Raw genomic sequence first — 25,918 nt, forward strand, 5'->3', positions numbered from 1 at the left:
GCCGACCAGGAGGCTTCAAGCCTCGACGGCCATACGATCCGGCCGTGGGGCTGCGGTCCCGGACGACGCCGGGCGCATGCAGTCCTCCAGACAGGAGGCAGCCTCGATCAGCTCGCCGATGGTGTCCTTGCACGGTCCAGGAAATAGGCCGGTCATGTGGTACGGACTGTGGCTCGGTCAGAATTGGGGGAGGTCGAGATGTGCTTGCCGGACCTGCATGCCACCGAAGGCCCGTCCAGCCCCGGAGATCCCAGGTTGCTGTCGCTGGCGGGCATCCTGCAGAGGGCACGTTCTTCAAGCGGCCCAGCGCCTCCGGAGACGCTGCTCAGGCGGTAGCTCGAAGCCGTCTGCCACCAGCACCCCGGCGAGGACCTCCCGCACGCGTTCCTCGTCTTCGTGACCATCGAAGATCCGGCCATGGGCGACCCTGCAGAGGAGGGGGCAGCAATGGCCAGGTGGACCATGGCTCGGGGAACGTCGGCGTGTCGTTCGTAGCCGTGGACCAGTTGCCACCGGCGAACCATCCAGCCGGAGGTCCTCTCCACTACCCAGCGAAGCGAAATGGTCCGGAGCCGGGCATTCGGCTCGAACAGCTGTCGTGTAGCTGTCCATCCACGGGGCGCTCTCCATGCCCTCCTGTCTGGACAGTCCGGTCAGGACCACCCTGTCTGCCACGCGTGCAGTGTGGCGGAGGGTAGCTCACCGAAGACGTCGCGGTAGTCCGCGGCGAAGCGGCCGAGTTCGAAGAAGCCGTGTTCTGTCGCAGCCTGGGTTACGCTGGCGGCCAGGCCCTCCCGCAGCGCACGATGCACGGCATGAAGCCTGCGCCGCCTGAGATAGCGGGATGCGTTCATGCCTAGGACGTCCTGGGCGGAGGTGTTCAGGGTTCGCAACGAGACCCCCAGCGCTCTGCAGATGTCGGCCAAGGCCAGCGGTTGTCCTTCCGAGGTGTCCGCCAGTGCGACGAGTCCGGCGGCGAGGTTCCGGCGTCGGACCGCGGTAGGTTCGGGGGGCCGTCCTGAAGGAAGGGAGGAGACGATCCCTTGAAGCACAGCCCCGACCAGGGGCGGCCTGAGCTCCGTCGTTCCGTCCATGACCAGCTGCAGTGCGGTCATGATCCCCCGCAGGATTCCTGGTTCCGGCGAGAGGAGCATAGGGTCGCCTGCTGCGGTCATTTCCTGCCCCAGAAGAGCATGGACGGCAGTGGTGAAGTCCTCGCGGGCGAAGGAGAGCGACCAAGCGCGCACCTCCCCAGGATCCCGGTAATGGATCTCGATCCCGCCCGGGATCCACAGGATGGTGCCGTGCGGATAGGCGACGCCGTTCAGGACCAGGGATCGTGGTCCTGCATCGCAGAAGGCGAACACCTCGCGTGCTGGGGTGAGAGCGCGCGCCGTGTGGGCGAGCGTGGTCTTCGCCGCGACGGCGAGAAGACCACAGCCCCGCACCCGGCTGACCTGGGCACCGAAGGTTCCTCGGGCTTGCAGCATGACGTTTGCCGACAGTCCCGGAGCATGAGCGGCATAGGCTTCGAAAGAGGCGAAGCCGATCCGCGTGCGCATGGGAGTCCACGCAGCCTCGGTACTTCCCTCGATCACGTTCCCGACGCCGACAGGAGGGAGCTCCTCGCGAGGGCCTATGACGCGCACCTGTCCCACTCCACATCCCGGCCTGCGGCCACAGCTTCCGTCTCGCTACATGAGACAGCGGACGACCGTTTTCGCATATCGAACCGTTCCGCTGTACGCCAGTTTCGCGGTCGAGAATCGATGCGGCTGGAGCAGAACGTTTGGAGGAGAACTCGGGCAGCCCCGAGGGGCTGGAAGTGGTCGTTGCCTGCGGCCCTCTTCGCGGGCCGAGCTACCGCTACCGGAGTGCAGCGGTCGACAGCGACCCAGCGGGGCACCTTTTCCGCATCGGTCTCCCGGGCCTTCCGATCGATGGCTGGATGGGGCTCTGCCAACTCTCCGACGCGCTGGCCCTTGTCGACGCGGCGCTACGCACCGTGCCGACGGCGAACGCTCCCGCAACCGTCACTGCCACTGGGCCTCGACATCACCGTTGTTCGGTGGCCGGGTCCGCGCAAGGAGACGGCCCTGATCCTCAGGCGCCCGAGACGCCTGAGGCGTAGCCGTGTTCGGCATGGTCGACGGCCGCTCTGCAGTCCGTCCGGGCACAGTAGCCCGCCTTCGCCGTGCCTGGAACGAAGGAGGGCAGTCGCCTCCGGCATGTGACGTCTGCACGGGCGCAGGGAGCATCAGCCTTGCGCCTGTACGGGACGTGTGCGCCTTGGCCCGCGGAGGAGCGCAATTCCGGTAGGCATCGTGGACCGCTCTGACGGGTCAATGTACCATCTCCAGCGTGCCAGGAAGCCGAGCGAGGAGATGGGACCACCACGCGTTCCCGGCAGCCTTCTCGGGCTGTCCAGGCCCAGCCTTCCAGGGAACTGCGTAGCCTTGCTGGCCGGGACCTCACAGGTGCGGATCTCGAAACCCTGCGTACGGGATCAAGCATCTCACGCTCGTCCCACCCAGACGCCGACGTACCTCCCTGGCTTCCCTCGTCCCCTCGTCGGCTGTCCCGACCGACATGCCACCGAGAAGCTGAGGCCTGCACCATCCCAGGGCGGCGCAGATGAGTGATCGAGAAGCGGCCGGACTCCGCGACCCGGTCTGCCCGGATACCAGCACGAGGTATAGCCATTCAGCAGTTCGCGTGCGGCGCCAGGGACATGCGACTGTCAAACCGGCGCCTGATTAACCAATTGTTGCAGTGCACAATAACGCTTGCTGAGCACGCAGAGGCACTGCATGGTGGCGATGGCAGCCGGTGATCCCGGATGCTGTTTTCTTGGACGTTTCCTCCCTAGACTCGGCGGCGCCTTCGGGCGCCGCCTCTTTTTGCGCAGGATGCCGAGCGGTGCCGTCTGTGCCCACATGCAACGGGGCGCCTCCTTGCAGATCGCAGTTCCAGCCATGGCTGACCACCTGGACCAGCGCAGAAGGGAATGCATAGGTGCGGCCGCTCGAGTCGACCTCGCGAGACATGGAGTGACGGCCACCACGTGCCGGGCACTGCTGGAGAGTGTGGCGTCGTGCCAGGCGACCCTCCCTGTCGAATGAGGCTTCCGGCATGGTGCCGACCTCGAGGTGATCACGGACGGCGGTTCCTGGCCTCGGGAATCCCGATGCACCTGGCAATTTCCCGGCCGAGTTCCAGGCACCTCACGGGCTGCCGATGCCGCTCATGACCGTCCAGTCGCCCTGGAAGGGCACAGTCCACATCGTCTGGCTGTTCGACCGGCCCCTGTGGAAGCGGTGCGAGAAGCAGGTGCGGCTCCGCAAGGGCATCTCGCGGGGCCTGGCCGTCACGTTCGGGGCAACCCGCCGGACAGGGGGGACAGGACATCCTGGGCCGGACGAGATCGATCTCGCGATACCCTGGTAGGGGGCTGCCGGGACCGGCCAGCAGCGGCTGGCTGGTGTCCCGCAACCGCGCCGACGCAACGCCCGGCAACGCCGTCACGACCGGAACGGGTCGCTCGGCCTGCTGTTGGTCGACGAGCTTCAGACCCGCGGCCCGCCCGGCGGATGAGCAGGTGGGGCGTCCGCACCACCCGATGGCCTTCAGGCAGCGCAGCTGCTGCCTCGACCGGCTCGAAGGCGCCGGTTCCCTCGTCAGGCATCCGGCCCGATGCCACCCAGGGTGACCTCCGCGGCCACCCAGGCCTGCCGCCATCAGTCCTTGCTGCCCGGCACCGTGACGCGCAGGGCGGCCGCGAGGGCTGCCCGGATGCGCAGCATCCCGACGGTGTCCTGTCCCGTGCAGGGCGCCCTCGACAGCACCTGGCCAAGCTGGACCCGGAGCCGCAGCAGGTAGGGGTCGCGCTGGCTGGCGGGAAGGGCACGGAGCGTCTTCCGGAGTGCCTGCTCGGCAACCCGCACGATCTCGTCCGTGTCCCTGTCACGCCCGTTCACCCGCACATGCCGCCACGTCGAGTGGACCCGCCTACCAGAAGCCCAGCAGCCGCCACCAGAGGGTTCCGAGCAGGGCGAATACCAGCAGCTCGCCGACGCACATCAGGAACCCCACCCGCCACCAGCTGCCCAGGGTGACGTAGCCGCTGCCGAAGATGATCGGCGACGTCCCGGTGGCGTAATGGGTGAGCGTCATCATGATGGACGACCCGGCCGCCATCATCAGCAGGAAGGGCGCGTGGTACTCGGGCGGCACCAGCTGCACGCCGACGGTGAGGAAGGCGAGCATCATCGCGCTGACATGTGCCGTGGTGCTGGCAAAGAGGTAGTGCGAGAAGACGAAGAGCAGCACCAGGAGCGCGGCGGCCGCCTCCCATCCCATGCCCGACGAGGCGATGCCGCTCCGCAGGGCTTCGGAGAACCACCCGATCACGCCAACCTTGTTCAGCTGCTCCGCCATCATCACCAGCGCGCCGAACCAGACCAGCGTGTCCCAGGCGCTCTTCTCCGAGAGCACATCGTCCCAATCGATGGTGCCGGTGATGATGAGGGCGAAGAGCCCCACGAAGGCCACGGCGGTCGGGTCCAGCGTGAAGGCGGGTCCGAGCAGCATGGCCGGGACGTTGGCCCAGAGGACCAGGAGCAGCGCGAAGGTGCCGATCATCACCTTCTCGCCTCCCGTCAGCGGCCCCATGCGCGCGAGCTCGCCGCGTGCGTATTCCACCGCGCCCGGCGTGGACTTCACCTCGGGCGGGGACAGGAGGGCGATCGCGAGCGGCATCAGCGCGAGGCAGGCAAGGCCAGGGACAAACATGCAGGCCGCCCAGGTGGTCCAGGACAGCTGGAAGTTCCCGCCGGTCACCCGCGCCACATAGTCGACGACGAGGGGGTTGGGCGCGGTGGCGGTGACGAACAGGCCCGAGGTGATGGTGTTGGCGTGGATGTTCACCAGCGCGAGATAGGTGCCCATCTTCCGCTCGGTCCCGGCCGCAGGGTCCGAGCCGAATGCGGTCGCGATCGACTTCATGATGGGGTGCACGATGCCGCCGCCGCGGGCGGTGTTGCTGGGGGTGAACGGCGCCAGCACCAGCTCGCAGACGGCCAGGCCGTAGCCGATCCCGACGGTCCGGCGGCCGAGGAGCGAGATGAACAGCAGCCCGATGCGGCTGCCGAGCCCTGTCTTCTTGAGGCCTCGCGAGATCAGGATGGCCACCACGATGAGCCAGATCAGCGGGTTGGAGAAGCTGGCAAGCGCGTCGGCGACGGCGCCCTTGGATGAGGTGGAGGTGACCTGGGACAGCGACACGATGACGATCGCCATCATAGCCATCACGCCGATGGGCATGACCTTGAGGATGATGGCCACGATGGTCGTCAGGAAGATGGCGACCAGCCCCCAGGCCTTGGGCGTCAGCCCCGCCGGGACCGGGACCGCCAGCAGCGCGAGGAGCACCAGGGTCGTGATGATGGCTGGCTTCAGCCGAAAGGGGACGGCGCCCTCGAAGTACCGGAGCGTCGCCCGGATGCGGTCGTACATCGCCTGTTCTCGCTGCTTGGCCGCGCGCGGCGGCCCGTTGTGTCCTGTGTCGCGGAAGGTCGCGGGGAGGGGGCGTCAGCGCTGCCCGAGCGCCCGCTCGTACTCGCCCCGGAAGGTGCGGAGGGAACTGGCCAGCACCGTCGCCGCGCCGTCCACGAGGCCGCACCGGCCGCTGCCCGGCAGGAGCTCCGCCAGGTTCTCCAGCGCCTCCAGGTCGCCGGGCCGCCCGGCGCCCCCCTCCAGCCGTTCCAGGATGCGGGACACCTGATGGGTCCCCACCTTGCAGGGCGGGCACTGGCCGCAGGAACTGGCGGCGAAGAAGGCCACGTACTCCGCCGTCTTGCGGAGGATGCTCGTCCCCTCTCCCACCACGATCATCGCCCCCGTGCCGAGGCGGGAGCCGCGGGCGCGCAGGCTGTCGAAGTCGAGCGCCACGTCGAGGTCGGCGGCGGTCAGCAGCGTGTTGGACGGCCCTCCGGTAAAGACCGCCTTGAAGGCCCGATCCGCCAGCATGCCGCCCCCGCAGCCGAAGACGAGGTCCCGCAGCGGGGTTCCCATCGGCAGCTCGTGCAGCCCCGGCCGCAGCACGTCGCCGGAGAGGGAGAAGAGCTTCGTGCCCGCCGCCCCGCCGAGACCCATGCCGCGATACCAGTCCGGCCCCTGGCGCAGGATGTGCGTCGCGTGGGCGAAGGTCTCGACGTTGTTCAGCAGGGTCGGCGCGCCATGCACCCCGGCCTCGGCCGGGAAGGGCGGCTTGAGCGACGGGAAGGGGAAGCCGCCCATGACGCTGGCGACCGCCGCCGTCTCCTCGCCGCCGACGTAGAGACCGGAGCTCTCGACGACCCCGATGCTGACTGCCCCGCCCAGCGCCCCCGCGAGCCGGGTCATCAGCGGATGCCCGCCCCAGGCGTCCACCGCAGCCCGGGTCGCAGCCACGGAGGCCGTCTCGCGCGGGTTCACGTACAGCGCGACGTTCGTCGCGCCGACCGCGAGCGCTCCGATCAACGCGCCTTCGATCACCTGGTGCGGCGTCCGGGACAGCAGGAAGCGGTCCTTGAAGGTGCCGGGCTCGTCCTCGTTGCCGTTGCAGACCACCCACTTGCCGCCCTCGGGCCGGGGCTGGGCGGCAACGGCGGACCACTTGCGGTGGGTCGGGAAGCCCGCACCCCCCAGGCCGCGCAGCCCGGCGGCCTCGATCGCGGGGATGATCGCGTCGGGGTCGGCCAGGGCACGGGACAGCCCGTCCCCGCCCCCGGCCGCCAGCCAGGCATCCAGGTCGGGGCCGACGCAGACCCTCTCGGCGGTCAGCACGGTCACGCTGCCCTCCCTCGCGCCGGTGCGATGTCGAAGTTGCCGTATGCGGGGAAGATGACCGGCGCTTTACGGCCGAGTGGCAGTCCCTGGACGATCAGGGCGCGCCTCCAGTCCGCGAGATGGGTCAGCCCGACATTGCGGGGGCGCTCGCCCCTGGCATCGGCGGCGGCGCTTGCCCCGGCGCGGCGCCCGAAGGCGACCAGCTCCAGCAGTGCGTTGCCCATCATGCGGTTGCGGCCGTGCAGCCCGCCCGTCACCTCGCCCGCGCAGAGCAGGCCGGGCACGACGGTCCGGCACGCCGGGTCGATCGCCACGCCCCCGTTCTGGTAGTGCAGGGTCGGGCGGACCAGGAGCGGCTCGGCCGCCGCGTCGATCCCGGCGCGCCGGGCGAGGTGCGTGAGCGTGACGAGGCTCCTGCCGAGGATGCCGGGCGTGGCCTGCTCCAGCGAGGGTGTGTCGAGGAAGACGCCCGTGCACCCGTCCCGCTCCACCCCGCGTCCCTCGGCGATCTCCCGCAGGATGGCAGCGGCCACGACGTCGCGCGGCCGCAGCTCCTCCACGAAGCGATGGCCCAGCGCGTTCACCAGGGCGGCACCGGAGGAGCGTGCGGCCTCGCTCACCAGCGCCCCTTCCAGGTGGCGCGGCCAGGCAATGCCCGTGGGGTGGTACTGGAAGCTGTCCACCTCCCGCAGCGGCGCGCCGAGGCGGTAGGCCAGCACCAGCCCGTCGGCCGTGGCACCGTAGTGGTTGGAGGTGGGGAAGCCCGCGACGTGGAGCCGTCCGGACCCACCGGTGGCGAGCACGGTCGCCCCCGAGCGCACCAGCACCGTGCGGCCGCGGCCGAGGTCCTGCAGCGCGGCCCCGGCGCAGCGGCCGCGGTCGTCCGTCAGCAGCTCCACCGCGGGGTGGCGGTCCAGGGTGACGATGCCCGGCTGCAGCAGGGTGGCCTCCCGCAGTGCCCGCATCAGCTCCAGCCCCGTGAAGTCGCGGTAGGAGAGCAGCCGCGCCGCGCTCGCGCCGCCGGGCGTCTTGCGCAGCAGCGTGCCGCCCATGCGCTGGGCGCCCTCCGCCAGGTCGAAGCTCATTCCCTCCTGGATCAGCCAGCGTATGGCGTCCGGCCCGTCCGAGACGAGGGCGGCGACGAGCGCCTTGTCGGCCGCGAAGTGGCCCGCCCGCAGAGTGTCCTCGAAGTGGCGCTGGAGGCTGTCCTCCGCTCCCACGGCGGCCTGGATGCCGCCCTCCGCCATGACGGTGTTGCTGTCCCCGATCCGCAGCTTCGTGGCGAGCAGCACCCGTGCCCCGGCGCGGGCGGCCGTCAGCGCCGCCACGCAGCCCGCGCCGCCGCCGCCGATCACCAGTACGTCGGTCTCCAGCATCGGCGCACCGGCGATGTCCACGTCCTCAAGGGGCGAGTCTGCCTGAAGGAGGTCCGCCAGCTCCGCAGGGCAGGGGGACCCCGCGCTGGCCCCGGCGCGCAGCACGCGCATCCCCCCTGGCCGGTGGTCCGGGTGGAAGCCGCGCAGCAGTTCGGGAACGGCCAGCGCGCAGGCCTGCGGTGCGGCGGGCGCCGCGGCGCGCCAGGCATCGATCGCCCGGGCGTAGGGGATCCCCATCGGACGGGTCCTCACGGCGCCACCAGGGGGTTTGCGCCGGGCGCGTCGGGGTCGATGGGCTGCCGCCCCTCCTCGATCTCGTGGAGCCGCATGATCAGGTCCGACGGCCGTAGCGTCAGCGACGCCGTCATGCGCCGCACGAACTGCCCGAGATGGGCGGGATCGATGTGCTCCGGGCAGGCGGCGACGCAGAGGTTGCACATCACGCAGTGGTCGAAGAGATCCGCCGCCGCGAGGGCCTGGCCTGCCGCGGCGAGGTTCACCATGCGCTGCACCTCGATGCCCTTGGGACAGGCGCGGTCGCACCCGCTGCAGTGGCGGCAGTTCTTCGCCTCGGGGAATACGGCATCGATCCGGTCGATCGCGGTCCAGCTGTCGGTGAGGGCGCGCAGGTCGTAGGCGTGGGGACGGCTCGCCGGGAAGTGGTCGAGGAAGGAGACCTGCATGCCCGGCTCGGCGAGGGTCTCGCAGGCCAGGGCTGTGCAGGCCAGCCGCTCCCCCGCCCGGCGCACGAGGACCCGGCAGGCGCCACAGACGCCCTGCCCCATGCAGCCGACGTTCTCCGTCAGCGGCAGCCCGGCCCCGACCCAGGCCTGCAGCAGGGACGTCCTGACACCTGTCTCGATCGCATGGCCGTCGAAGACGAAGCGCACAGGCTCCGCCAAGGTCGAGATGTCCGCCATTCCAGGAACCCCCATGATGGTGCCGCCCTCAGGCAGGGCCTTTGGAGCACCCTGGGCGGCATCCAGCCTTGATCTCGGTCAAACCTTGGCCCGAGCAGCCTCGCTGCATGCGATCGGGCAGCCACGTCTGGCCGGAAACTGCCAGTCCGGTTCGGAAAGGTTCAGGCGGCAGGGCAGACGCTGCTTTCTCCTGACGCGACCTTGCCCAGCCTTCCCCAAGCTACTCAGCGGGGTAGTGTGGCCTGCATCATAGGTTAATGTGGGCTGTCTGCTGCGTCCCCTGGGCGCCGAATCCGGAGGGATCATGAGCACACGCGCGCGCGTCATCGTCGTCGGCGCCTCCGCGGGTGGTGTGCCGAGCCTGCAGGCGCTGGTCGCGGGCCTTCCGGCCGATCTGGACGCCGCCGTGTTCGTCGTGCTCCATATCGGTCAATACTCCACAAGCAACCTGGCACGTATCCTGGAGCGCCACGGCCCGCTGCGGGCCGCGCACGCGCGGGACGGCGAGGAGATCCGCCGGGGCCGGATCTACGTCGCCTCGCCCGATCACCACCTCCTGGTGGAGGGGAGCCGTGTCCTCGTGAAGCGCGGTCCCAAGGAAAACCGCTTCCGCCCTTCCATCGACGCCCTGTTCCGTTCGGCCGCCTATACCCACAAGGAAATGGCGATCGGCATCATCCTGTCGGGCCTGCTCAATGACGGCACCTCGGGGCTGTGGAGCATCAAGCGCTTCGGCGGGACCGCCATCGTGCAGGATCCGGCTGAGGCAGCCGTCGACAGCATGCCCCGCGCTGCTCTCGACGAGGTCGAGGTAGACTACGTGCTGCCAGCCGCCGAGATCGGATCGCTCGTCGCACGCCTGGTTCAGGAGCCGGTCAGCGCGGCCGTGCAGGTGCCGCAGGAGGTCTCCGAGCGCATGGAGACGGAGGTCGCCCTCTCTCGCGCCGAGAACGCCTTCCAGCGGGGGATCCTGAGGTTCGGTGAGCGGACGGCCTTCACCTGCCCCGAATGCCATGGAGCGCTGTCGATGATCGTGGAAGGACCGATCAGCCGGTTCCGCTGCCACACCGGTCATGGCTTCACGGCTGACGCGCTGCTGTCCGGCATCGCCGAGACGACCGAGGAGGCGCTCTGGAACGCGACCCGGGCCTTGGAGGAGGGGACGATGCTGCTCGACTCCATGGCCCAGCAGCTTGAAGAAGCGGGGAAGCCCGACGACGCGGCCCGGTTCCGCCAGTCGGCGCGCGAAGCGGAGCAGCGTGCGAAGGACCTGCAACGTCATGCGACGGAGCACAACCTCACCGACAGATCCGGTTCGATAGAGCGGGCGGGCTGAGCGAGAGGTCGCTGGCCCGGGCGATCGGTTGAACGGCCTCTGGGCCAGTCGTTGCCCACGCCCTGGCGCGCGCAAACCCCGCCAGTGCACGCCGACTGTGACCGGTCCGCGGGTGGCTCCTTTGGAAAAGCACTCTATCCCCTGGGCGGGTCCGGCCAGCCCCGGTTGATGAGGCCTGCGACCACCTTGGCCTTCACCTCGATCTCCTGCTGCAACTCGACCCAGTAAGCTTGGCCGCTAGGATCGCCCGTCCGGCCAGCGGCGTCAGCGAACTAGCTGCAGAGAAGAAGCCGCTCGTCCAGCGCGCGCAGCGCCGCACTCAGGGCCGTGTCCATCGCCGCTGTCGTCCATACGTCCATGTCTGCCGCCGAGAACTCGTGCCCGACGTGGCACTGGAACCATGGCCCGAGTTCTTCCTCACCATTGCGCATCGATCCGCCGCAGACGGGGCAGGTGTAGGCAAAGGGGCGGGCTGGCCTCACCAGGTCCGGCAAGACGTGCTCTCCGGCGCGATGGCACTCAGGATCTTACTGTCATCCATAGCCCGCCCTCACTCACCTCCAGCAACTTTCCGGCCCCGACCGACGCCTCACTGCTCCCATAGGTGCAACCACAAGAACCTTCATGGGTTAGACCGACTCCGGTGCGGTGGGCATGGAGGTATGCTCCGCAAGCCTGCTTCCCCTTGGGGTTACTCCCCAGCACGAGCACGGCCGCACCCAGCCACCCTCGAGGGCTGCCATGTGCGACGTCCTGGTTCTCGAGGACAATGACCTAGTTCGGGAATTCCTGATCAAGGTCCTGGAGACGGAGGGCTTCGAGGTAGCGGCCTTCGCTACCCCGCAGGGGGCGCTAGGTCGCATGGGATCTGCGCCGCCATGTCGGATGCTCGCGACGGACGTCGATCTCGGGGTCGAAGGCCTTGACGGTTTCGCGGTGGCCAGCAAGGTCCGATCGTCCTACCCGAACCTTCCCGTTCTCTATTTCAGCGGCCGTCCTTACCACTTCAACGACCACCCTCTCGGACCGTGCGAGGACTTCCTCACCAAGCCTTTCCGGGTATCGGATCTGCTCGGCAAGCTTCATGCGCTCGGCGTCGGCCCTGGCTTGGCTGGCCGCTGAACTGACCCACATTTCGGTGGTCCTGGGCTTGCGATGCTTGTCACACTGCCCGACGCACGGTCCGGCACTGTCCGGGCCATGATCCGCGATCGGGAAGCTGCTTCCGATTGGGCTGAGTCCTGCCCACTCCTACGCTGCCTCGCGGTACGGCACGAGCACTTCCTCGACCTTGTGTCCCTGCCAGCGCGCCGTGCACAGACCCAGACCCGCCACAGGGAAGCTGATGGACGAGGCTTCGGGATGCCGCACCCGCCGGATGTGCCGCAACAGGTTATCGTCCAGTTCGCCCGTGTCGACCGGAGCAGCCGCATCCCTCTTGGCCAAGGTCACGCAGGGACGCACCCGCACACGGCTCTTCTCGTCCTCGCCTCCGAGTGTTGGAGGGCTGCCCCGCCGCAGCCGCCGACGGACCTGAACTCGGGCGCCCACAGCGCACGAAACCATCTACGAGACGTCACTCAACGGAGGCAGGATGGCGGGAGAGAGCGCCAGTACCTCCCGCTCGTCCATAGCGTGCGGGCGCCCAGATCTTGGACCTCTGGAAGTTCGTCTGGTACTCGCGCGCATTCAGGGCGCAACGTCTCTTAGTATCTGCGGGCAGAGGCCTCGCTTCATGTCTCGGCACGCCTGCTGCTGGCCGACCGACGCGGCTCGGAGATACGATCGCGGTGCTATTGCCTCAGGGGCTCCGGCGGCCGGTCATGGCATGGTAGATCCAGAGCACGACGACGGCCCCGACGATGGCGACGAGCATGCTGTAGATGTTGAAGCCGGTGACGCCCACCGCGCCGAACGTGTTGAACACGAAGCCGCCGACGACGGCGCCGATAATGCCGAGGATGTTGTCTACAACGGTACCTTGACCGGAACCCGCATGGATCCTGCCCGCGATGAGGCCAAGGATGAGCCAACCGATGATTGACATGGTCTTCTCCTGACTAGGTTCAGCCAGGACGGACGTGAGGGCGGCAGGGCTGCTGGAGCGGCCCTGCCACTCGTCATACCTCAGCGCTTGCGGGGGTTGGCGCCGCTGATGTTGGTGCCCAGCGTCTCGTCGACCTCTCGGCTGGCCATCGTGCCGGGCGGGTTGCTGGCCGTGGTGCCGGACGCCGCTGCAGTACCCGTCGCGGTGCGGGCTGCGTCCGGGGTGGTGTCGTCGACCTCCACCTCGGTGCGGCGCACGGTGTCGTTGACCGTCTCGGTGCGCTCGGTCGAGTCCTTGCGGATGACCAGCTCCTCCGTCACCCGCGCCTCCTTGGCGACGACCGCCTCCTCGGTGTGCTCGGTGGCGTCGATGATGTGCTCGCGGAAGGCGTCGTCGGCGTCCGTCAGGGGGCGGTCCACCGACCGGCGCTGGACGTCCACATGCTCCTCGCGCAGCGTCACCTGCTCGGTCACAGGCGTCTCGACGATGTAGGAGCGCACCCGCACCCGGCCCCGCTCGACGTCGCGCTTGCCGACCCGGATCTGCTCCTCGACGATCGGAATGACCTCCTCGGCCTCCGTCCGGGCCGTGCTGGCCGCCGCGCCGGTAGTCATGCCCGTCGCCATCCCGGCAGTCGGGACGGTCCCGGTCGTGGCAACCCCCAGCCCGGTCGCAGTGGTCGAGCTGGCCACGGTCGTATCCGCGGACTGGCCAGGCATGGTGCCGGTCCAGCCGGACTGGCGTCACTCGGCCTCACGGCTGTCGAGGTCGACGGCGCCGTTGTTCTCGAGGATGTCCATGGCGTGGTCGAGCATGCCCTCGTCGACCTGGGCGGAGACGATGACGGCGCCGCGGCGCACGCCCTCGGCATAGGCAGTGCGGTCCTCCTCGGGAACGAAGAGGTCCTTCAGCGACCCCCAGAAGCCGCGGTCGTCGGCGGCGACCGAGGCGGTCGTGGTGGTGGCTGCGTCGGCCGCATAGACCCGGACGAGGTCCTGGCTCAAGCCGAGTTCCTGTGTCAGCTGCCGGACGGCGGCATCGGCGTGAGCGCGGTCGTCGAACATCGCGGTGATCGTGCGCGTCATGATGTAGGCTCCTCTGTGTTGCGGATGCTGTCACCGTTCCATTCCACCGCCCCGGGGGGCGTCGCGGTCCCGGGTGGCAGCCTTTCGACCGTGGCACGTTGCAACCGCCGCTCGACGGGTTGCTCCACGGTCTCCTCGCTATCGACGAAGCGTAGGCGGATCTCCTCGCGGAGGATCAGGCGCTTCTCGACGACCAGGATTTCCTCGACCACGGGGATGACGAGGACGCCATCCTCCTCGCGGGTGGACGGCGCCTCGGCCACCTCCCGGTCCATGGTCACACGCTCCACCTCGGCGCGGCGGGTGCGCAGGGTCGCACGCACCGTCTCCTCGGCCGCCTCGGTCGTGATCGAGACGCGGAGGCGCCCGGTCTCGACGGCCCGCTTGCCGATGCGGACCGTCTCCTCGACCAGAGGAATGATCTCCTCGATCACCCCTCCGGCGAGGCGGTCTTCTGCGGACCCGGTGGGGCTCTTACCCCGCCCTCCATGAAAGGGGTCAGGCGACACGGGTGCCCCGGAGCATGAGCAGGTCGCGGGTGCCGCGACGTGCCCCGAGGACCGAGGCGATGGCGCCGAGCAGCATGATCCCGAAGATCGAGAAGGAGGCGATCGACGTGCCGGACGCGGCGGTGTCCGCGGCGCGGCGGGCAGTCTCCTCGGCCTGGCGCGCGGCCTGGGTGGCCTGCTGCTCGGCCTGCGTAACGCGGGCCTGCGCGTCCTGCGGGCTGATATTGTACTCGGCCGCCACCAGCCCGTTCAGGCGATCACGATCCTGCTGGCTGAGCTGGCCGTCCGTCACCCGCCTGGTGACGAGCTGCCCCATCTCGGCCTTGCGCTGGTCGGAGGTCATGGCCGCCGGGTTGCCACCGGTGCCGCTCAGGGCGCCCTGTACACGGTCGGTCACGCTCTGGGCCGCGGACTGCAGGGTGCCCGTGCTGGTCCGGTCGGCGACCTGCTGGCCAGCGGCGGAGGCCACGGAACCCGCGCCTGAGGCGACGCCGCCCAGCAGGCTGGAGGCGCCCGAGGTCGCGGTGGAGGCGATCCCCGAGACGAGGTTGCCCAGCAGCACAGCGGAGATGAGGAAGGTGGTGCCCCACACTGCCAGACCGTGCAGCGTGCCGTCGGTGTTGTCCGCAGTGCCCGAGAGACGGGCTGCGACGTAGCCGCCGACCGCAAGCCCGATCAGGTTGGACACCAGCAGCCAGATCGCCGCGCCGATGCCGAAGGACGAGGCGGAGGGCGAGCTGCGGGCGGCGGCATCGACCGTGGTGGCACCGACCCCGGCGCCGAGGGCGTTCAGCATCAGCCCGATGGTCAGCGCGACCACGGCGCCCGCGATCACGGCGCCCCAGGACACGCGTGAGGGCAGCGAGGGGGCACCTTCCGGCAGGACTGCCGCGGCCGCCCCGGAGTAGCCACCTGTTGGGGTCTGAGTCGACATGATCAAGGTTCTCTCGTTCTGGTGGCTAGGCTGGAGTGGGCACCGGCAACCGGCGCCGTACTCCATGGATTGGCAGGTGACGCGTCGGGCGATCCGGGCGTGCGCCGGATGTCTCGCTCCCGCGCGCCCCGGGCTACTTGTCCTCGGTGTCCCGGAGGGCCTTTTCGGCCTGGCCCTCTGCCTTCTCGGCAGCGCCCTCGGCCTGCACCTTGGTGTCGCCGGTGAGCTTGCCGATGGCCTCCTTGACGGAACCCTTCACCTGCTTCGCGGCGGCCGCGACGCGATCGCTGTCCATCTGAACTTGTCCTGGGGCGCCTCTGGCCCGGGCCGAGATCGGCTCGGTCATGACGTCGGCCACACAACTGCGGCAGGCACAGAGAGTTCCGACCTCCTGCCCACCAGCGGCTCAGTAAGGGGGTACACCTGCACTAGTCATGGGGTGGTAGGACACTGGGTGGGCAGCGAACTGTCCGGGAAGCCGTGGTTGGGGTGGCAGGATGGTGTCTGCCTTGAAGCTCAGTTCGGCTTTCGCGGAGGCTGCAGTGTCTTGGGCGGTGGGCCGCCGTCGAAGCCGCGCTCCCGGGCCCAGATCACCAGGGCCGCCCGGCTGTTCACTCCGGTCCTGCGGTAAAGCCCGGTGACGTGGTTGCGCACGGTGTTGCGGGAGATACCGAGCTTGTTGGCGATGGACGCGTCCTCCATCCCGCGACACACCATTGTCAGGACGTCCCGTGCCCGATGCGGCAGGTCCGCCAGCTCGGCCACGGCGCTGTCCTGGGTGTCGGCTCGACGAAGCTTGGCGAGCTTCTCCAGGACGACCCTGCTGAACCAGGCGGTGTCCTGCATGACGGCCTCGATTGCCGTGACGATCTCGATCTCCGTGCGGCGGCGTTCGGCGACGTTCTGGGCCATGACCAGAACGCAGGGCCGGTTGCCGAGCGTCACGGCCTCGGCGGAGACAAGAAGGTCGAGGACGCTGCCGTCCTTGGTCCGCAGCCTCATGTCGACATCGCGAACCGTGCCGGTCCGCTGGAACTGCCGCTCGAGCGCCTGTCCCGCCTCTCGGTCTGCCCACAGCCCGATCTCGACGGCACCCCGTCCAACCAACTCCGTCTCGGCGTAGCCGCTCTCGCGGACGAAGGCGTCGTTGGCCCGGAGGATACGGCCCCCCTCCCGCAGTGCGATAAGGGTCGGCACGGGGGACAGGAGGAAGGCGACCTCGAAGTTCTCCTCGCTCTGGCGGAGAGTCTCCTCGGTCAGCTTGTGGTGCTCGAGATCCACGAAGCTGAACAGCATGCAGGCGGCGTCGCCGACCTCGATGGGCTGTCCGGCGACGACGACCCGCTTCTCGCCCCCACCCGGGAGCTGGAGAAGACCCTCCATCTGGGGGATGGTCCGCCCCTCCTGGAGGCGCTCGATGGCGAACTCCCGTCGGGCCGCGCCCTCGAGCACGTCGATTTGGTATGCGGAGCGGCCGAGCACCTGCTCCTCCGTGTAGCCCGTCATCTCCAGGAACCCTCGGTTGACCTTGACATGGCGGTGGTCGGAGAGACGCAGGATCACCGCGGGCGCCGGGTTGGCCGAGAAGGCCGCCTCGAAGCGCTCCTCGGCGTCGAAGCGCTCGCTCTCGTCGTTGAGGATCAGCACCAGGCAGTCCGGAATGCCGGACGCGTCGTTGAGGACGAGGCTGCGGATGCGGTGGGTCCACTGCGCCTTGTTCTCACCCGCTGGGGCTACCTCGACCACGACCTCATCGAAGGCTTCGCCCGCGAGGACCCGTTCCATCGGGTAGTTGCCTTCGGCCAGGCGGTGCCGGTTGCGGTAGCGCAGCTCGAAGCGCTTGCGGTACTCCGACACCGTTGCGCCGAGATCCGTGATGGCCTGCACCCCATGCATCCGCAGTGCGGCCTTGTTGGCCCAGGAGATCCTCTGGTCCGGCTCGATCAGGATCACGCCGTCCTGCAGGGCTGCCAGGATCAGCCGGAGCTGCTGGTGGTCGGCGTGGTCCTGTGAAGGAAGGTCGGACATCGCGGTAGTCCCTTATCGAACGGATCGCTCCTACGAGGGGCGATCATCGTAATTACCGCAGTTCGGGCGTCCGCGGGTGGAGGCCGACAAGGAAGCCCTCCGAAAGGCGGTGTGTCACTGCGGCCAGAGCGCTGAAGCCAGTCTGGCGGGATGGACTGCCAGAACCTGGGTAACCGTCCTCACGACTTTGATGCCTTCCTCGAAGACAGACGGCGTCAGAGCAGCATTCTCCCGCCCGTCGACCACTCTATCCGGAGATCGAGCTGGGCCTGATCCCCGCCGTTCAATTCGCTCACCTGCCGCGCATCATCGGTTGCGACTGGGCCTTCGACCTCCTCTTCACGGGACGGCGCTTCGAGGCAGTGGAGGCCGCGGCCATGGGGCTGGTCAGCCGGGTCGTGCCCGACGACGCTCTGGAGGCGGCCCGTGCCTTGGCCGCCGACTTCGCCAGTAAGCCGCCGGTCGCGATGCGCCTGGGCCAGACCGCCTTCATGCGCGCCAACGACCTGGACTACCGGCGCAGCGTGGCCAGCGCGGTCGAGGACTTCTGCTATCTAGCGACCACCGACGAGGCCCAGGAGGGCCTCTCCGCCTTCCTGGAGAAGAGGGAGCCGTCCTGGCGGCGCTGACCAGCGCGGTGGAGCTTCTCCAGCCCCGCCGGTCGCGTCGCGGGGACGGCTGCGCGTCCAAGGCCTGCGGCTGAGGCACCCCGCGGAGCTGCACCCGGACCGGATCCGCGACACTGCCGCGTGAGGCGGACTGCCTCCATCCGATTCCCGGCGGGAGTGGTCTTCACCTTGGCGGTCCGGCGTGGCCCTATGCTGTGAAGGTCCATGGAGGAGGAAACATGAAGCTGCTTGCTGCCCTAGCCATCGCATTGATGCCCACAATGGCCATGGCGAACTGCATCCCGCCCTGGCAGACCCAGTTCGCTTGCAACATCCCTGAGCGTAACGCGCGCGTGGAATTCTGCCGCATCGCCGATGCGCGGCTGCGTGCGGGCCGGACGGAAGTCTACTACACCTTCGTGACGGGGACCCAACCTGCGGAGCTGTACTTCGAGGCCGACCACTACATCTTCTCGACCAAGGAGATGGGGGCCGATCGCTCCTCCGAGATCACCAGCGGCATCGGCTATCCACGTGGGACCTACGTCTACAGCTTCTTCATCACCGACGATCGCCGCAGGCCCGGCAATGTCAGGGGTGCCGAAGTCCGGGCCTACAGCTCGATCGAGGCCTTCACGAACAGCAAGCGAGGCAACGAGATCGTCAGGCTCCGCTGCGATCCGTCGTCGATCGTGGCCGACATGGACAGCATTGCACCATGATCCCGTAGACTGCGCGGTATCCCCTCCTGATCCGACGGCCTTTCCGGGATGCCACGTCAGACCCGACGCAGGGTGCTCCTGGAGCGCACAGTCCTGACTGCCCCTTGCCCTGAGACATCACGAGGACGACGCCGACCCGCGTCAGCGTGACGCCATCGGACCTGGTGTGACCGGTCTTTCCTCCCTGCCCGAGGAGATGGCGTGACCAGTATCTCGCGGCGTCTCCTATGTCCCGAACATCGAGCACGGCCTTTCCAGGCGATGGACAGCCACTTCGAGCGCACCCGCCTGGCGGCCGAACGCGATTGGCGCGGTTAGCTGACCGGGGCCGGTCAGTCTCCGGTAGCCTGGTGGCCTCGCCTTGCAGGTCGCGGTGGCAGACGGCGTGGGTAAGGCCTGGAGCCGGGAAGCGCTATCGAGGGCCGTCATTCCCGTCTTCTGATCTACGAAGAGGCGATGCTGCGAACCGACACTGGATACCAGGGGAGGTGGCCCGTGGCGCCATCCCGCCCCGAGCCCGATCAGCTAGCGTCCCTGATAGGCCGCAAGGTCGTAGATGCCGGTCCTTTCCAGCCGGACCCGGCGCAGGTCGGTGACGGGCGCGGCAAGGAGTGCAAGGACCCGTGTGCGTGCTGCGGAAGTGGCGAGACGAACAGGACCGGCGCCCCGTGGTGGACGTTCGGCCGACAGGATGCCCCTGCCGTCCCAGGAAAGCGCCTCCTGCCATCGCTCGCGATGTGGCCGACCGCGCCAGCGGAAGCCGCATTCGCCGCGCCTCCGGTGGAAGGAGGCTGACAGGCGAAGTTGTCCAGCCGAGGCCTCCGAGACCGTGCCACGCAGGCTGGCCTCGCTCTCGCAGGTGGTGGAGTCCAGGATCTCCAGGTTCTCGATGCCGATCACCCGCAGGCGGCCGCTGTCATCGACCCCGACTAGTACGCCGATCTTCTGGGAGATGCCGGTCCCGCCATTCCCGTCCATCTCCGCCAGCAACACTTCCCGCCCACGGAGGGAAAGGACCCTCAAAGGAACCGTTCCACCATACCGGGTGGGGATGACCACCTCGCCAGTCGGGGCGCCTGGGCCGGAAAAGCGCAGCCGGACGAGGCGGTCGGGATCGTCCTCCACAACCGAATGGACGGTGAGTGGTGCTCCGTCACGAAGAAGGCGTGCCGTCAGCACGGGAGCGCTCCCGCCGCTGGGCTGCCCCGTGGCCTGCCCGGCGAGCAGCAAAGGAGCAGCGAGCATGAAGCGCCGCACGAGGAGGCTCGATGGTACCATCACCGGGGACGCCTGATGGGTTTGGCTTGCTCGGACCGGGGCACCGTCTCTCCCTCGACGCAGGCCACTCCCGCAGGGCTGTTTCCGTTGGCACGCCAGGTCATCCGGTAAGTGCCGCGCAGGTTGCGCCAGCTGGAGGAGCGGGCGCTGTCGACGATGAAGCCGTTGTCGCCCTCGACATGGGTCTCGCAGGCAAGGACCCACCGGCCCTCCCGGCGGGTCAGGATGCGGGCGACGCAGCCAGCGCTGCCGCAGTAGGGCAACAGATCGGCGTAGAGGACCAACTCGGGCTGTCGGTCGCCGTCGAGGTCAACCCGCAGCATGCTCAGGTCGAGGCGTGGCCGGAAGCGATGGCGCCGGGCATCCTGCCGCAGGGAGCTGTCCTGCTGCAGCAGGCCGTCCCACGCCCGAAGCGCCTCCGCGTCCGCTGGGCGGAACTGGTGCAGCTGCTCAGTGGCACGGGCATCCGGGGGCATTCCCATTCCGATGGCCGTCAACGCTATCGCCAGACACAGCAAGCCTGACCGCCCGAACATCCGCCGTCCCACCCTGCTGCCACCTCGTTGACCTCGAGGTAAAATTGTACAAACGATGGGAACATTGCTCTCACGGCTCGAACCGGGTCGTCAACCAACTGAGGATCCATGTCCGTCCGACGCCTGCTTCCCGCCCTTGCTGTCGGCCATCTCGTGGCCGGAGCCTTCCTGCCCGCGGCCGCCCAGAGCAACAACCCGGACTTCCGGCTCAACAACCGGACTGGCAGCACGATCAACGAGGTCTACGTCTCCTCCTCGTCGCGCAGCAGCTGGGGCCAGGACCTCCTCGGGAACAACACTCTGCCTTCGGGGCAGAGCTTCAGCGTAGTGCTGCCAGCGGGCCAGTGCATGAACGACATCCGGGTCGTCTATGCCAACGGGGCCTCGCAGGAGCGGCGGCAGGTGAACACCTGCGGGATCACGGACTTCAACTTCACCCGCTGACAGGCACCAGGGCAGGCACCGTGGATGCCCCTGCTTCCGCCACCGACGAACTCCGGGAAGACGGGGCGGATTCCCGGGACGGGGTGGCGGTTCGCAGGCCCGCCAGTGGCCCGGTTCAGACCGTGGCGGTGTGCTGGCCAGCCGCCGGATGCCAGTATGCATCGAAGCAGGCCGCGACCTGCCGCACGAAGCGCCGCCCCGCCGGAGTGACGCAGAGCCGCCCGGCGTCCCGCCGCACCAGCCCCGCCCGTTCGAGGGGTGCCATCCGGACGAGCGCCTGCCCCAGGACCTGCTGTGCCGCCGGGTCCGTGACGCCCAGGTCCAGCGCGAAGTCACACATGAGCCGTTCGATCAGCCGGGCGCGGAGTCTATCCTCCTCGGTGACGGCGATGCCCCTTGCCACTGGCAGGCGCCTCGCCATCACGGCCTCGGCGTAGCGCCCCTCGTCCACGACGTTCCCGGCGTGACCGCCCGGCAGGCTCCCGATCGAGGAGGCACCGAGACCGAGAAGCACCGGGGCCTCGTCCGTGGTGTAGCCCTGGAAGTTGCGCCGCAGGCGACCCGCAGCGGCTGCCTGGGCCAGGGGGTCCTCCGGCCGAGCGAAGTGGTCCAGGCCGAGCGCCTTGTATCCCATGCCCGTCAGCACCTCCTCCGCCGCCTCGGCCTGCTCCAGCCGTGCCAAGGCACCAGGCAGGGTGGAGGCGTCGATGGCTTTCTGGTGCGGCTTCATCCAGGCGACGTGGGCGTAGCCGAACACCGCCAGTCGGTCGGCGCCGAGCCCGGCGGCAAAGCGCGCGCTCGCCGCCACATGCGCGGCGGTCTGGGTGGGCAGCCCGTACATGAGGTCGATGTTGATGCCGCCGATCCCGGCGCGGCGCAGGCGCTCCACCGCCAGCTCCACCAGGGCCGCGGGCTGCGGGCGGCCGATGCGGGCCTGCACGGCAGGGTCGATGTCCTGCACGCCGAGGCTGGCGCGGGTGAAGCCGAGCTCGCCGAGTGCCTCGGCCGTCGTCTCGTCCAGCACGCGCGGGTCCAGCTCGATCGCGATCTCCGCACCGGGGCGGAGGCCGAACTCCCGCCGCAGGACGCCCATCAGCTCCCGCAGCCCGTCCGGGCCAAGGATGGAGGGCGTGCCGCCGCCGAGATGGAGGTGGGAGACCCCGGCATGGGCGGACAGGGCAGCGGCCAGCAGCGCCGCCTCGGCATGCAGGGCGGCAGCATAGGCGCCGATGCGCCCCGCCGACCGCGTCGGCTTGGCGTGGCAGGCGCAGTACCAGCAGAGGTCGCGGCAGAAGGGGACGTGGACGTAGAGGGACAGGGTGTCGGACGGACGAACTCCCTTGCGAAGCCAGCCGCGATAGGTGGCCTCGTCCACCGGCCTGAACTGCGCCGCGGTGGGGTAGCTGGTGTAGCGCGGTACCCGGGCCTCGGCGAGCGCGAGAGAGGTGCGGCAGGGGAGGGTGGCCTGGTTCGACATGCCGCCACTCTGGCCCGCAGGCGGGCGCCCGGCCTTGATCGAGGTCAAGGCCCGCTGGATGCGATGGCGTGGTTCAGGCCGCCTCGCTGCGCTCCTGCAGGCTCCCGCGGTCGCGGATGGTCACGGCGCGGCCGGAGGGCAGGTCGATGAGCCCGTCCCGTTTCAGCTTCGTCATCTGGCGGCTGACCGTCTCGATCGTCAGGCCCAGCACGTCGGCGATCTGGGCACGGGTCAGGGGCAGGTCGAAGGTGATCCCGCCCCCAGGCCGGGTACCCCCTTTCGCGAGGTGACCGGCCATCTCGAGCAGGAAGCTCGCCACCTTCTCCTCGGCTGACTTCCGCCCAAGCATCAGCATGCGCGCCCGCGCCTCGTCGAGCGCGGCCAGGGTGCGGCGGAGCAGCAGGCGCTCCATGCGGACGTGGTTCTCCAGCACCTCCTCGAAGGGCTTGCGTGGGAACACGCAGAGCTCGGCATCGGTCAGCGCCGTGACGCTGTGCTCCACCTCCTGCGCGAAGGGGCGGCCGACGAAGTCGGAGGGGTAGAGCAGGCCGACGATCTGCTCTCGCCCGTCCGCGGTGGAGGCGCTGAGCTTCAGCACGCCGGAGAGGAGGTTGGCGCAGAGCACGGCCTCTTCCCCCGCCCAGGCGAGGGTCTCGCCCCGGGCCAGCTCCCGCTTTCGGCCAAGCGTGTTGAGCGCGGACAGCTCCTCGTCGCTGAGGCTGCCGCAGAGGGTGCGATCGCGGACCATGCAGTCGGAACAGACCTGGGTGATGGCGGCGACCCTCCCCGTGACCAGGGCCCGAACATAGGGTGCCCGGGTCGGGAAAGGGACCGCTCTGTTTCGATGAGGGGCCTGCGCCGCCGGAATGCCCGGCGGCGTGGGGAGGGGGGTCAGGCGGCCGGGTGGTCCCGGTCGTCGGTGGGCAGGTGGAACTCGTGCCAGATGCCGTTCAGCACCCCGAAGGCGACGGCCAGGCCGAGGCCGAGGACCCAGGCGAAATACCACATGGCGGGGATCCTTCTCTCAGTAGAAGTGGGGGTTGCGCCCCACCTCCTCGGTCGTCACCCGGCCCCAGAGCACCTTGTAGACCCAGGCGGTGTAGGCGAGGACGAGGGGCAGGAAGATCACAGTCACCACGACCATGATGAACAGCGTCCTCTGCGAGGAGGAGGCGTTCCAGACCGTGAGGCTGGAGGTGGCATCCACCGAGCTGGGCAGGATGTAGGGGAACATCGACAGCCCGACGGTCGCGATGATGCCGAAGGCGGAGAGGGCGGAGCCAGCGAAGGCCGGGACCTCCCACTTCGCCCGGATGCCCAGCAGGGCGAGGGCCGCGCCGAGGAAGCCCAGGGCGGGGGCGACCGTCATCCAGGGATAGGCCCTGTAGTTCGCCAGCCAGGCCCCGGCCTCCTGCACCGAGGTGGTGCGCAGCGGGTTGGAGGCGCCCACTGGATCGATCGGGCTGGTGATGCGGAACCCGACCCCACCCCAGGCCACGTAGGCCCAACCCAGCGCGAAGAGGACGAGGGAGGCCACCGCCGCCCAGGTCCCGAAGCGCCGCGCGCGGTCATGCACCGGCCCGCGCTCGATGCGGACGGAGAGGAAGGCCGCGCCGTGCAGCACGATCATCGCGACCGAGAGCAGGCCGCAGAGCAGGCTGAAGGGCGTGAACAGTCCGAAGAAGCTGCCCTCGTAGAAGGCGCGCAGGTTGCCATCCAGCCGGAAGGGCACGCCCTGCAGGACGTTGCCCACGGCCACGCCGAAGACGAGCGAGGGCACGAAGCCGCCCACGAACAGGGCCCAGTCCCAGCGGGTCCGCCAAGCAGGATCGGGCTTCTTGGAGCGGTACTTGAAGCCCACGGGCCGCAGGATCAGCGAGGCCAGCACCACGAACATGGCGAGGTAGAAGCCCGAGAAGCTGACGGCGTAGACGAAGGGCCAGGCGGCGAAGATGGCGCCGCCGCCGAGGATGAACCACACCTGGTTCCCCTCCCAGGTCGGGCCGATGGCGTTGATCACCATCCGCCGCTCCACGTCCGTCCTGCCGACGAAGGGCAGCATGGCCGCGACGCCGAGGTCCCATCCGTCGGTGAGGGCGAAGCCGATGAGCAGCACGCCCATCAGGCCCCACCAGACTACCCTGAGGGTGGCGTAGTCGTATGCCAGGTCCATGACCTTGTTCCTCTCTAGCCGACCATCGCGGGGGTGGCGGGAAGCGTGCCGGGGGCGGGGCTGGGGTCCTCATGCCCGGCGAAGGGGCCCTTCCGCACCGTGCGGACAATGAGCCCGACCTCGATCACCGCGAGCACGCCGTAGACGAGGGTGAAGCCCGCCAGCGTCAGCCAGAGTTCGGTGCGGCTGAGCGAGGAGGCGCCGAGGAAGGTCGGCAGCACGCCCTCGATCGCCCAGGGCTGGCGGCCCATCTCGGCCAGCACCCAGCCCAGTTCCGTCGCGATCCACGGAAGGGGGATGGCGACGACGGCCAGGCGCAGGAACCAGCGCTGGTCGAACTTCCTGAGGCTGCAGAGCAGGAAGGCGGTGGAGAAGAGCGCGATCATGGCGAAGCCGATGGAGGCCATGATGCGGAAGCTCCAGAACATCAGCGGCACGTTCGGCACGGTGTCCCAGGCCGCCTGCTGGATCTGCTCCGGCGTGGCGTTCCGGGGGTCGACGACGTAGCGGGTCAGCAGCAGCCCGTAGCCGAGGTCGCGGCCGTGGCGGGCGAAGACCTCGCGAGCGGCGGCATCGTTCGGGTTCGCCTTCAGGGCCTCCACCGCGCCGAAGGCAATCCGGCCGCTCTCGATGCGCTCCTGCGCGAGCAGCACCAGCTCGCTCATGCCCGTTACCTCCTTGTCGAGGCTGCGGGTGGCGATGACGCCGAGCACCCAGGGGATGTTCACGGCGTACTCGGTCTCGCGGGTCGTGCTGTTGGGCAGGCCGAACAGCGTCAGCCCGGCGGGCGCCGCCTCCGTGTGCCAGGCCGCTTCGATGGCTGCGAGCTTCATCTTCTGGTTGTCCGTCAGGGCGTAGCCGCTCTCGTCGCCCAGCACGACGACCGAGAGGGAGGCGGCGAGGCCGAAGGCCGAGGCCACCACCATCGAGCGGCGCGCAAAGCCCACCCACCTGCCCTGCAGCAGGTAGATGGCGGAGATGCCGAGCACCAGCACGGAGGCGATGACGTAGCCTGCCGAGACGGTGTGGACGAACTTCGCCTGCGCGATGGGGTTGAACAGCACGGCGGCGAAGTCGTTCACCTCCATCCGCATGGTCTCCGGGTTGAACACGGCGCCCACGGGATTCTGCATCCAGCCGTTGGCGATGAGGATCCAGAGCGCCGAGAGGTTCGTGCCCAGCGCCACCATGAAGGTCGCGAAGAGGTGGCCGAGCTTGCTCAGCCGCTCCCAGCCGAAGAACATCAGCCCGACGAAGGTCGCCTCCAGGAAGAAGGCCATCAGGCCCTCGATGGCGAGCGGCGCGCCGAAGATGTCGCCCACGTAGTGGGAGAAGTAGGACCAGTTCGTGCCGAACTGGAATTCCATCGTCAGCCCGGTGGCCACGCCGAGCACGAAGTTGATGCCGAAGATGACGCCCCAGAACTGGGTGATCTGGCGCCAGATCTGGCGGCCCGTCATCACGTACACGCTCTCCATGATGACCAGCATGAAGGAGAGGCCGAGGGTCAGCGGCACGAAGAGGAAGTGGTACAGCGCGGTCAGCGCGAATTGCAGCCGCGACAGGTCGACGACACCGGGGTCCATCTATTTGCTCCGCCCATCCGGGCCGCCGCAC

At 69.0% G+C, this 25,918-nt stretch carries 27 protein-coding genes and 1 pseudogene; 5 read left to right on the plus strand and 23 right to left on the minus strand.

Annotated features, from left to right (window positions below; genetic code table 11):
- Positions 1-443: 443 nt before the first annotated feature.
- From VQH23_RS12420 to VQH23_RS12450, 7 genes and pseudogenes are all read right to left on the minus strand, one after another.
- A pseudogene (locus VQH23_RS12420) lies at positions 444-554 on the minus strand (IS5/IS1182 family transposase); the annotation flags it as partial.
- A 99-nt stretch (positions 555-653) separates the two neighbouring features.
- Positions 654-1,562: a helix-turn-helix domain-containing protein gene (locus tag VQH23_RS12425; protein ID WP_338665959.1), complete on the minus strand. Its 909-nt coding sequence runs from the start codon at positions 1,560-1,562 to the stop codon at positions 654-656.
- A 2,175-nt stretch (positions 1,563-3,737) separates the two neighbouring features.
- Positions 3,738-3,977, minus strand: a complete 240-nt coding sequence (locus tag VQH23_RS12430; RefSeq protein ID WP_338665960.1) for a hypothetical protein — start codon at positions 3,975-3,977, stop codon at positions 3,738-3,740.
- 31 nt (positions 3,978-4,008) lie between these two features.
- The gene (locus VQH23_RS12435; RefSeq protein ID WP_338665961.1) at positions 4,009-5,514 is read right to left on the minus strand and encodes a DASS family sodium-coupled anion symporter; all 1,506 of its coding nucleotides are present in this window, start codon (positions 5,512-5,514) and stop codon (positions 4,009-4,011) included.
- Positions 5,515-5,589: 75 nt separating this feature from the next.
- On the minus strand, positions 5,590-6,831 hold the full coding sequence (locus VQH23_RS12440; protein WP_338665962.1) for an NADH-ubiquinone oxidoreductase-F iron-sulfur binding region domain-containing protein: 1,242 nt from the start codon (positions 6,829-6,831) through the stop codon (positions 5,590-5,592).
- Positions 6,828-8,441: an FAD-binding protein gene (locus VQH23_RS12445; RefSeq protein ID WP_338665963.1), complete on the minus strand. Its 1,614-nt coding sequence runs from the start codon at positions 8,439-8,441 to the stop codon at positions 6,828-6,830. The genes VQH23_RS12440 and VQH23_RS12445 overlap by 4 nt, the downstream gene beginning before the upstream one ends.
- A gap of 11 nt (positions 8,442-8,452) precedes the next feature.
- Complete coding sequence (locus VQH23_RS12450; protein WP_338665964.1) at positions 8,453-9,124, minus strand: 4Fe-4S dicluster domain-containing protein; 672 nt, start codon at positions 9,122-9,124, stop codon at positions 8,453-8,455.
- 304 nt (positions 9,125-9,428) lie between these two features.
- Between VQH23_RS12450 and VQH23_RS12455 the strand changes: the two genes are divergently transcribed.
- A complete protein-coding gene (locus VQH23_RS12455) occupies positions 9,429-10,460 on the plus strand; it encodes a chemotaxis protein CheB (RefSeq protein ID WP_338665965.1) in 1,032 nt (343 codons plus the stop codon).
- A 272-nt stretch (positions 10,461-10,732) separates the two neighbouring features.
- On the opposite strand, the gene VQH23_RS12460 is transcribed toward VQH23_RS12455, so the two are convergent.
- The gene (locus VQH23_RS12460; protein ID WP_338665966.1) at positions 10,733-10,954 is read right to left on the minus strand and encodes a hypothetical protein; all 222 of its coding nucleotides are present in this window, start codon (positions 10,952-10,954) and stop codon (positions 10,733-10,735) included.
- Positions 10,955-11,201: 247 nt separating this feature from the next.
- On the opposite strand from VQH23_RS12460, the gene VQH23_RS12465 reads away from it, so the two are divergent.
- Entirely contained in the window at positions 11,202-11,582 is a 381-nt protein-coding gene (locus VQH23_RS12465; RefSeq protein ID WP_338665967.1) for a response regulator, read from the plus strand.
- A gap of 129 nt (positions 11,583-11,711) precedes the next feature.
- Here the strand turns inward: VQH23_RS12465 and VQH23_RS12470 are convergent, their stop codons facing one another.
- The 8 genes from VQH23_RS12470 to VQH23_RS12505 form a co-directional block, all read right to left on the minus strand.
- A complete protein-coding gene (locus VQH23_RS12470) occupies positions 11,712-11,912 on the minus strand; it encodes a hypothetical protein (RefSeq protein ID WP_338665968.1) in 201 nt (66 codons plus the stop codon).
- Positions 11,913-12,261: 349 nt separating this feature from the next.
- Positions 12,262-12,507, minus strand: a complete 246-nt coding sequence (locus VQH23_RS12475) for a GlsB/YeaQ/YmgE family stress response membrane protein (RefSeq protein ID WP_338665969.1) — start codon at positions 12,505-12,507, stop codon at positions 12,262-12,264.
- 80 nt (positions 12,508-12,587) lie between these two features.
- On the minus strand, positions 12,588-13,199 hold the full coding sequence (locus VQH23_RS12480) for a YsnF/AvaK domain-containing protein (RefSeq protein ID WP_338665970.1): 612 nt from the start codon (positions 13,197-13,199) through the stop codon (positions 12,588-12,590).
- Positions 13,200-13,250: 51 nt separating this feature from the next.
- On the minus strand, positions 13,251-13,592 hold the full coding sequence (locus VQH23_RS12485; RefSeq protein WP_338665971.1) for a hypothetical protein: 342 nt from the start codon (positions 13,590-13,592) through the stop codon (positions 13,251-13,253).
- The gene (locus tag VQH23_RS12490) at positions 13,589-14,026 is read right to left on the minus strand and encodes a DUF2382 domain-containing protein (protein ID WP_338665972.1); all 438 of its coding nucleotides are present in this window, start codon (positions 14,024-14,026) and stop codon (positions 13,589-13,591) included. The genes VQH23_RS12485 and VQH23_RS12490 overlap by 4 nt, the downstream gene beginning before the upstream one ends.
- A 64-nt stretch (positions 14,027-14,090) precedes the next feature.
- Complete coding sequence (locus VQH23_RS12495; RefSeq protein WP_338665973.1) at positions 14,091-15,035, minus strand: hypothetical protein; 945 nt, start codon at positions 15,033-15,035, stop codon at positions 14,091-14,093.
- Between the two features lie 133 nt (positions 15,036-15,168).
- Positions 15,169-15,330, minus strand: coding sequence for a CsbD family protein (locus VQH23_RS12500; RefSeq protein WP_338665974.1), 162 nt, complete (start codon positions 15,328-15,330; stop codon positions 15,169-15,171).
- A 221-nt stretch (positions 15,331-15,551) separates the two neighbouring features.
- Positions 15,552-17,063, minus strand: coding sequence for a helix-turn-helix transcriptional regulator (locus tag VQH23_RS12505; protein WP_338665975.1), 1,512 nt, complete (start codon positions 17,061-17,063; stop codon positions 15,552-15,554).
- Positions 17,064-17,326: 263 nt separating this feature from the next.
- On the opposite strand from VQH23_RS12505, the gene VQH23_RS12510 reads away from it, so the two are divergent.
- Both VQH23_RS12510 and VQH23_RS12515 read left to right on the plus strand, forming a co-directional pair.
- The gene (locus VQH23_RS12510; protein ID WP_338666096.1) at positions 17,327-17,692 is read left to right on the plus strand and encodes an enoyl-CoA hydratase-related protein; all 366 of its coding nucleotides are present in this window, start codon (positions 17,327-17,329) and stop codon (positions 17,690-17,692) included.
- Between the two features lie 218 nt (positions 17,693-17,910).
- Entirely contained in the window at positions 17,911-18,393 is a 483-nt protein-coding gene (locus VQH23_RS12515) for a hypothetical protein (RefSeq protein ID WP_338665976.1), read from the plus strand.
- Between the two features lie 525 nt (positions 18,394-18,918).
- Here the strand turns inward: VQH23_RS12515 and VQH23_RS12520 are convergent.
- Together VQH23_RS12520 and VQH23_RS12525 are read right to left on the minus strand one after the other, a co-directional pair.
- The gene (locus VQH23_RS12520) at positions 18,919-19,572 is read right to left on the minus strand and encodes a hypothetical protein (protein WP_338665977.1); all 654 of its coding nucleotides are present in this window, start codon (positions 19,570-19,572) and stop codon (positions 18,919-18,921) included.
- 98 nt (positions 19,573-19,670) lie between these two features.
- A complete protein-coding gene (locus tag VQH23_RS12525) occupies positions 19,671-20,147 on the minus strand; it encodes a hypothetical protein (RefSeq protein WP_338665978.1) in 477 nt (158 codons plus the stop codon).
- Positions 20,148-20,315: 168 nt separating this feature from the next.
- Here VQH23_RS12525 and VQH23_RS12530 point away from each other — a divergent pair, with 168 nt between their 5' ends.
- Positions 20,316-20,651 carry a hypothetical protein gene (locus VQH23_RS12530; protein WP_338665979.1) on the plus strand — a complete coding sequence of 112 codons (336 nt, stop codon included), beginning with the start codon at positions 20,316-20,318 and terminating at the stop codon, positions 20,649-20,651.
- 115 nt (positions 20,652-20,766) lie between these two features.
- Here the strand turns inward: VQH23_RS12530 and hemN are convergent, their stop codons facing one another.
- The 5 genes from hemN to VQH23_RS12555 all read right to left on the minus strand — a co-directional run bounded on the left by hemN (position 20,767) and on the right by VQH23_RS12555 (position 25,887).
- Entirely contained in the window at positions 20,767-22,128 is a 1,362-nt protein-coding gene (gene hemN, locus VQH23_RS12535) for an oxygen-independent coproporphyrinogen III oxidase (RefSeq protein ID WP_338665980.1), read from the minus strand.
- A gap of 73 nt (positions 22,129-22,201) precedes the next feature.
- Positions 22,202-22,876, minus strand: a complete 675-nt coding sequence (locus VQH23_RS12540; RefSeq protein WP_338665981.1) for a Crp/Fnr family transcriptional regulator — start codon at positions 22,874-22,876, stop codon at positions 22,202-22,204.
- Positions 22,877-23,019: 143 nt separating this feature from the next.
- Positions 23,020-23,136, minus strand: a complete 117-nt coding sequence (gene cydX, locus VQH23_RS12545) for a cytochrome bd-I oxidase subunit CydX (RefSeq protein WP_257718981.1) — start codon at positions 23,134-23,136, stop codon at positions 23,020-23,022.
- A 16-nt stretch (positions 23,137-23,152) separates the two neighbouring features.
- Positions 23,153-24,301, minus strand: a complete 1,149-nt coding sequence (gene cydB / locus VQH23_RS12550; protein WP_338665982.1) for a cytochrome d ubiquinol oxidase subunit II — start codon at positions 24,299-24,301, stop codon at positions 23,153-23,155.
- A gap of 14 nt (positions 24,302-24,315) precedes the next feature.
- Positions 24,316-25,887 carry a cytochrome ubiquinol oxidase subunit I gene (locus VQH23_RS12555; protein WP_338665983.1) on the minus strand — a complete coding sequence of 524 codons (1,572 nt, stop codon included), beginning with the start codon at positions 25,885-25,887 and terminating at the stop codon, positions 24,316-24,318.
- Between the last annotated feature and the right edge of the window lie 31 nt (positions 25,888-25,918).

It is taken from the genome of Pararoseomonas sp. SCSIO 73927, assembly GCF_037040815.1.
Lineage (GTDB): Bacteria > Pseudomonadota > Alphaproteobacteria > Acetobacterales > Acetobacteraceae > Roseomonas.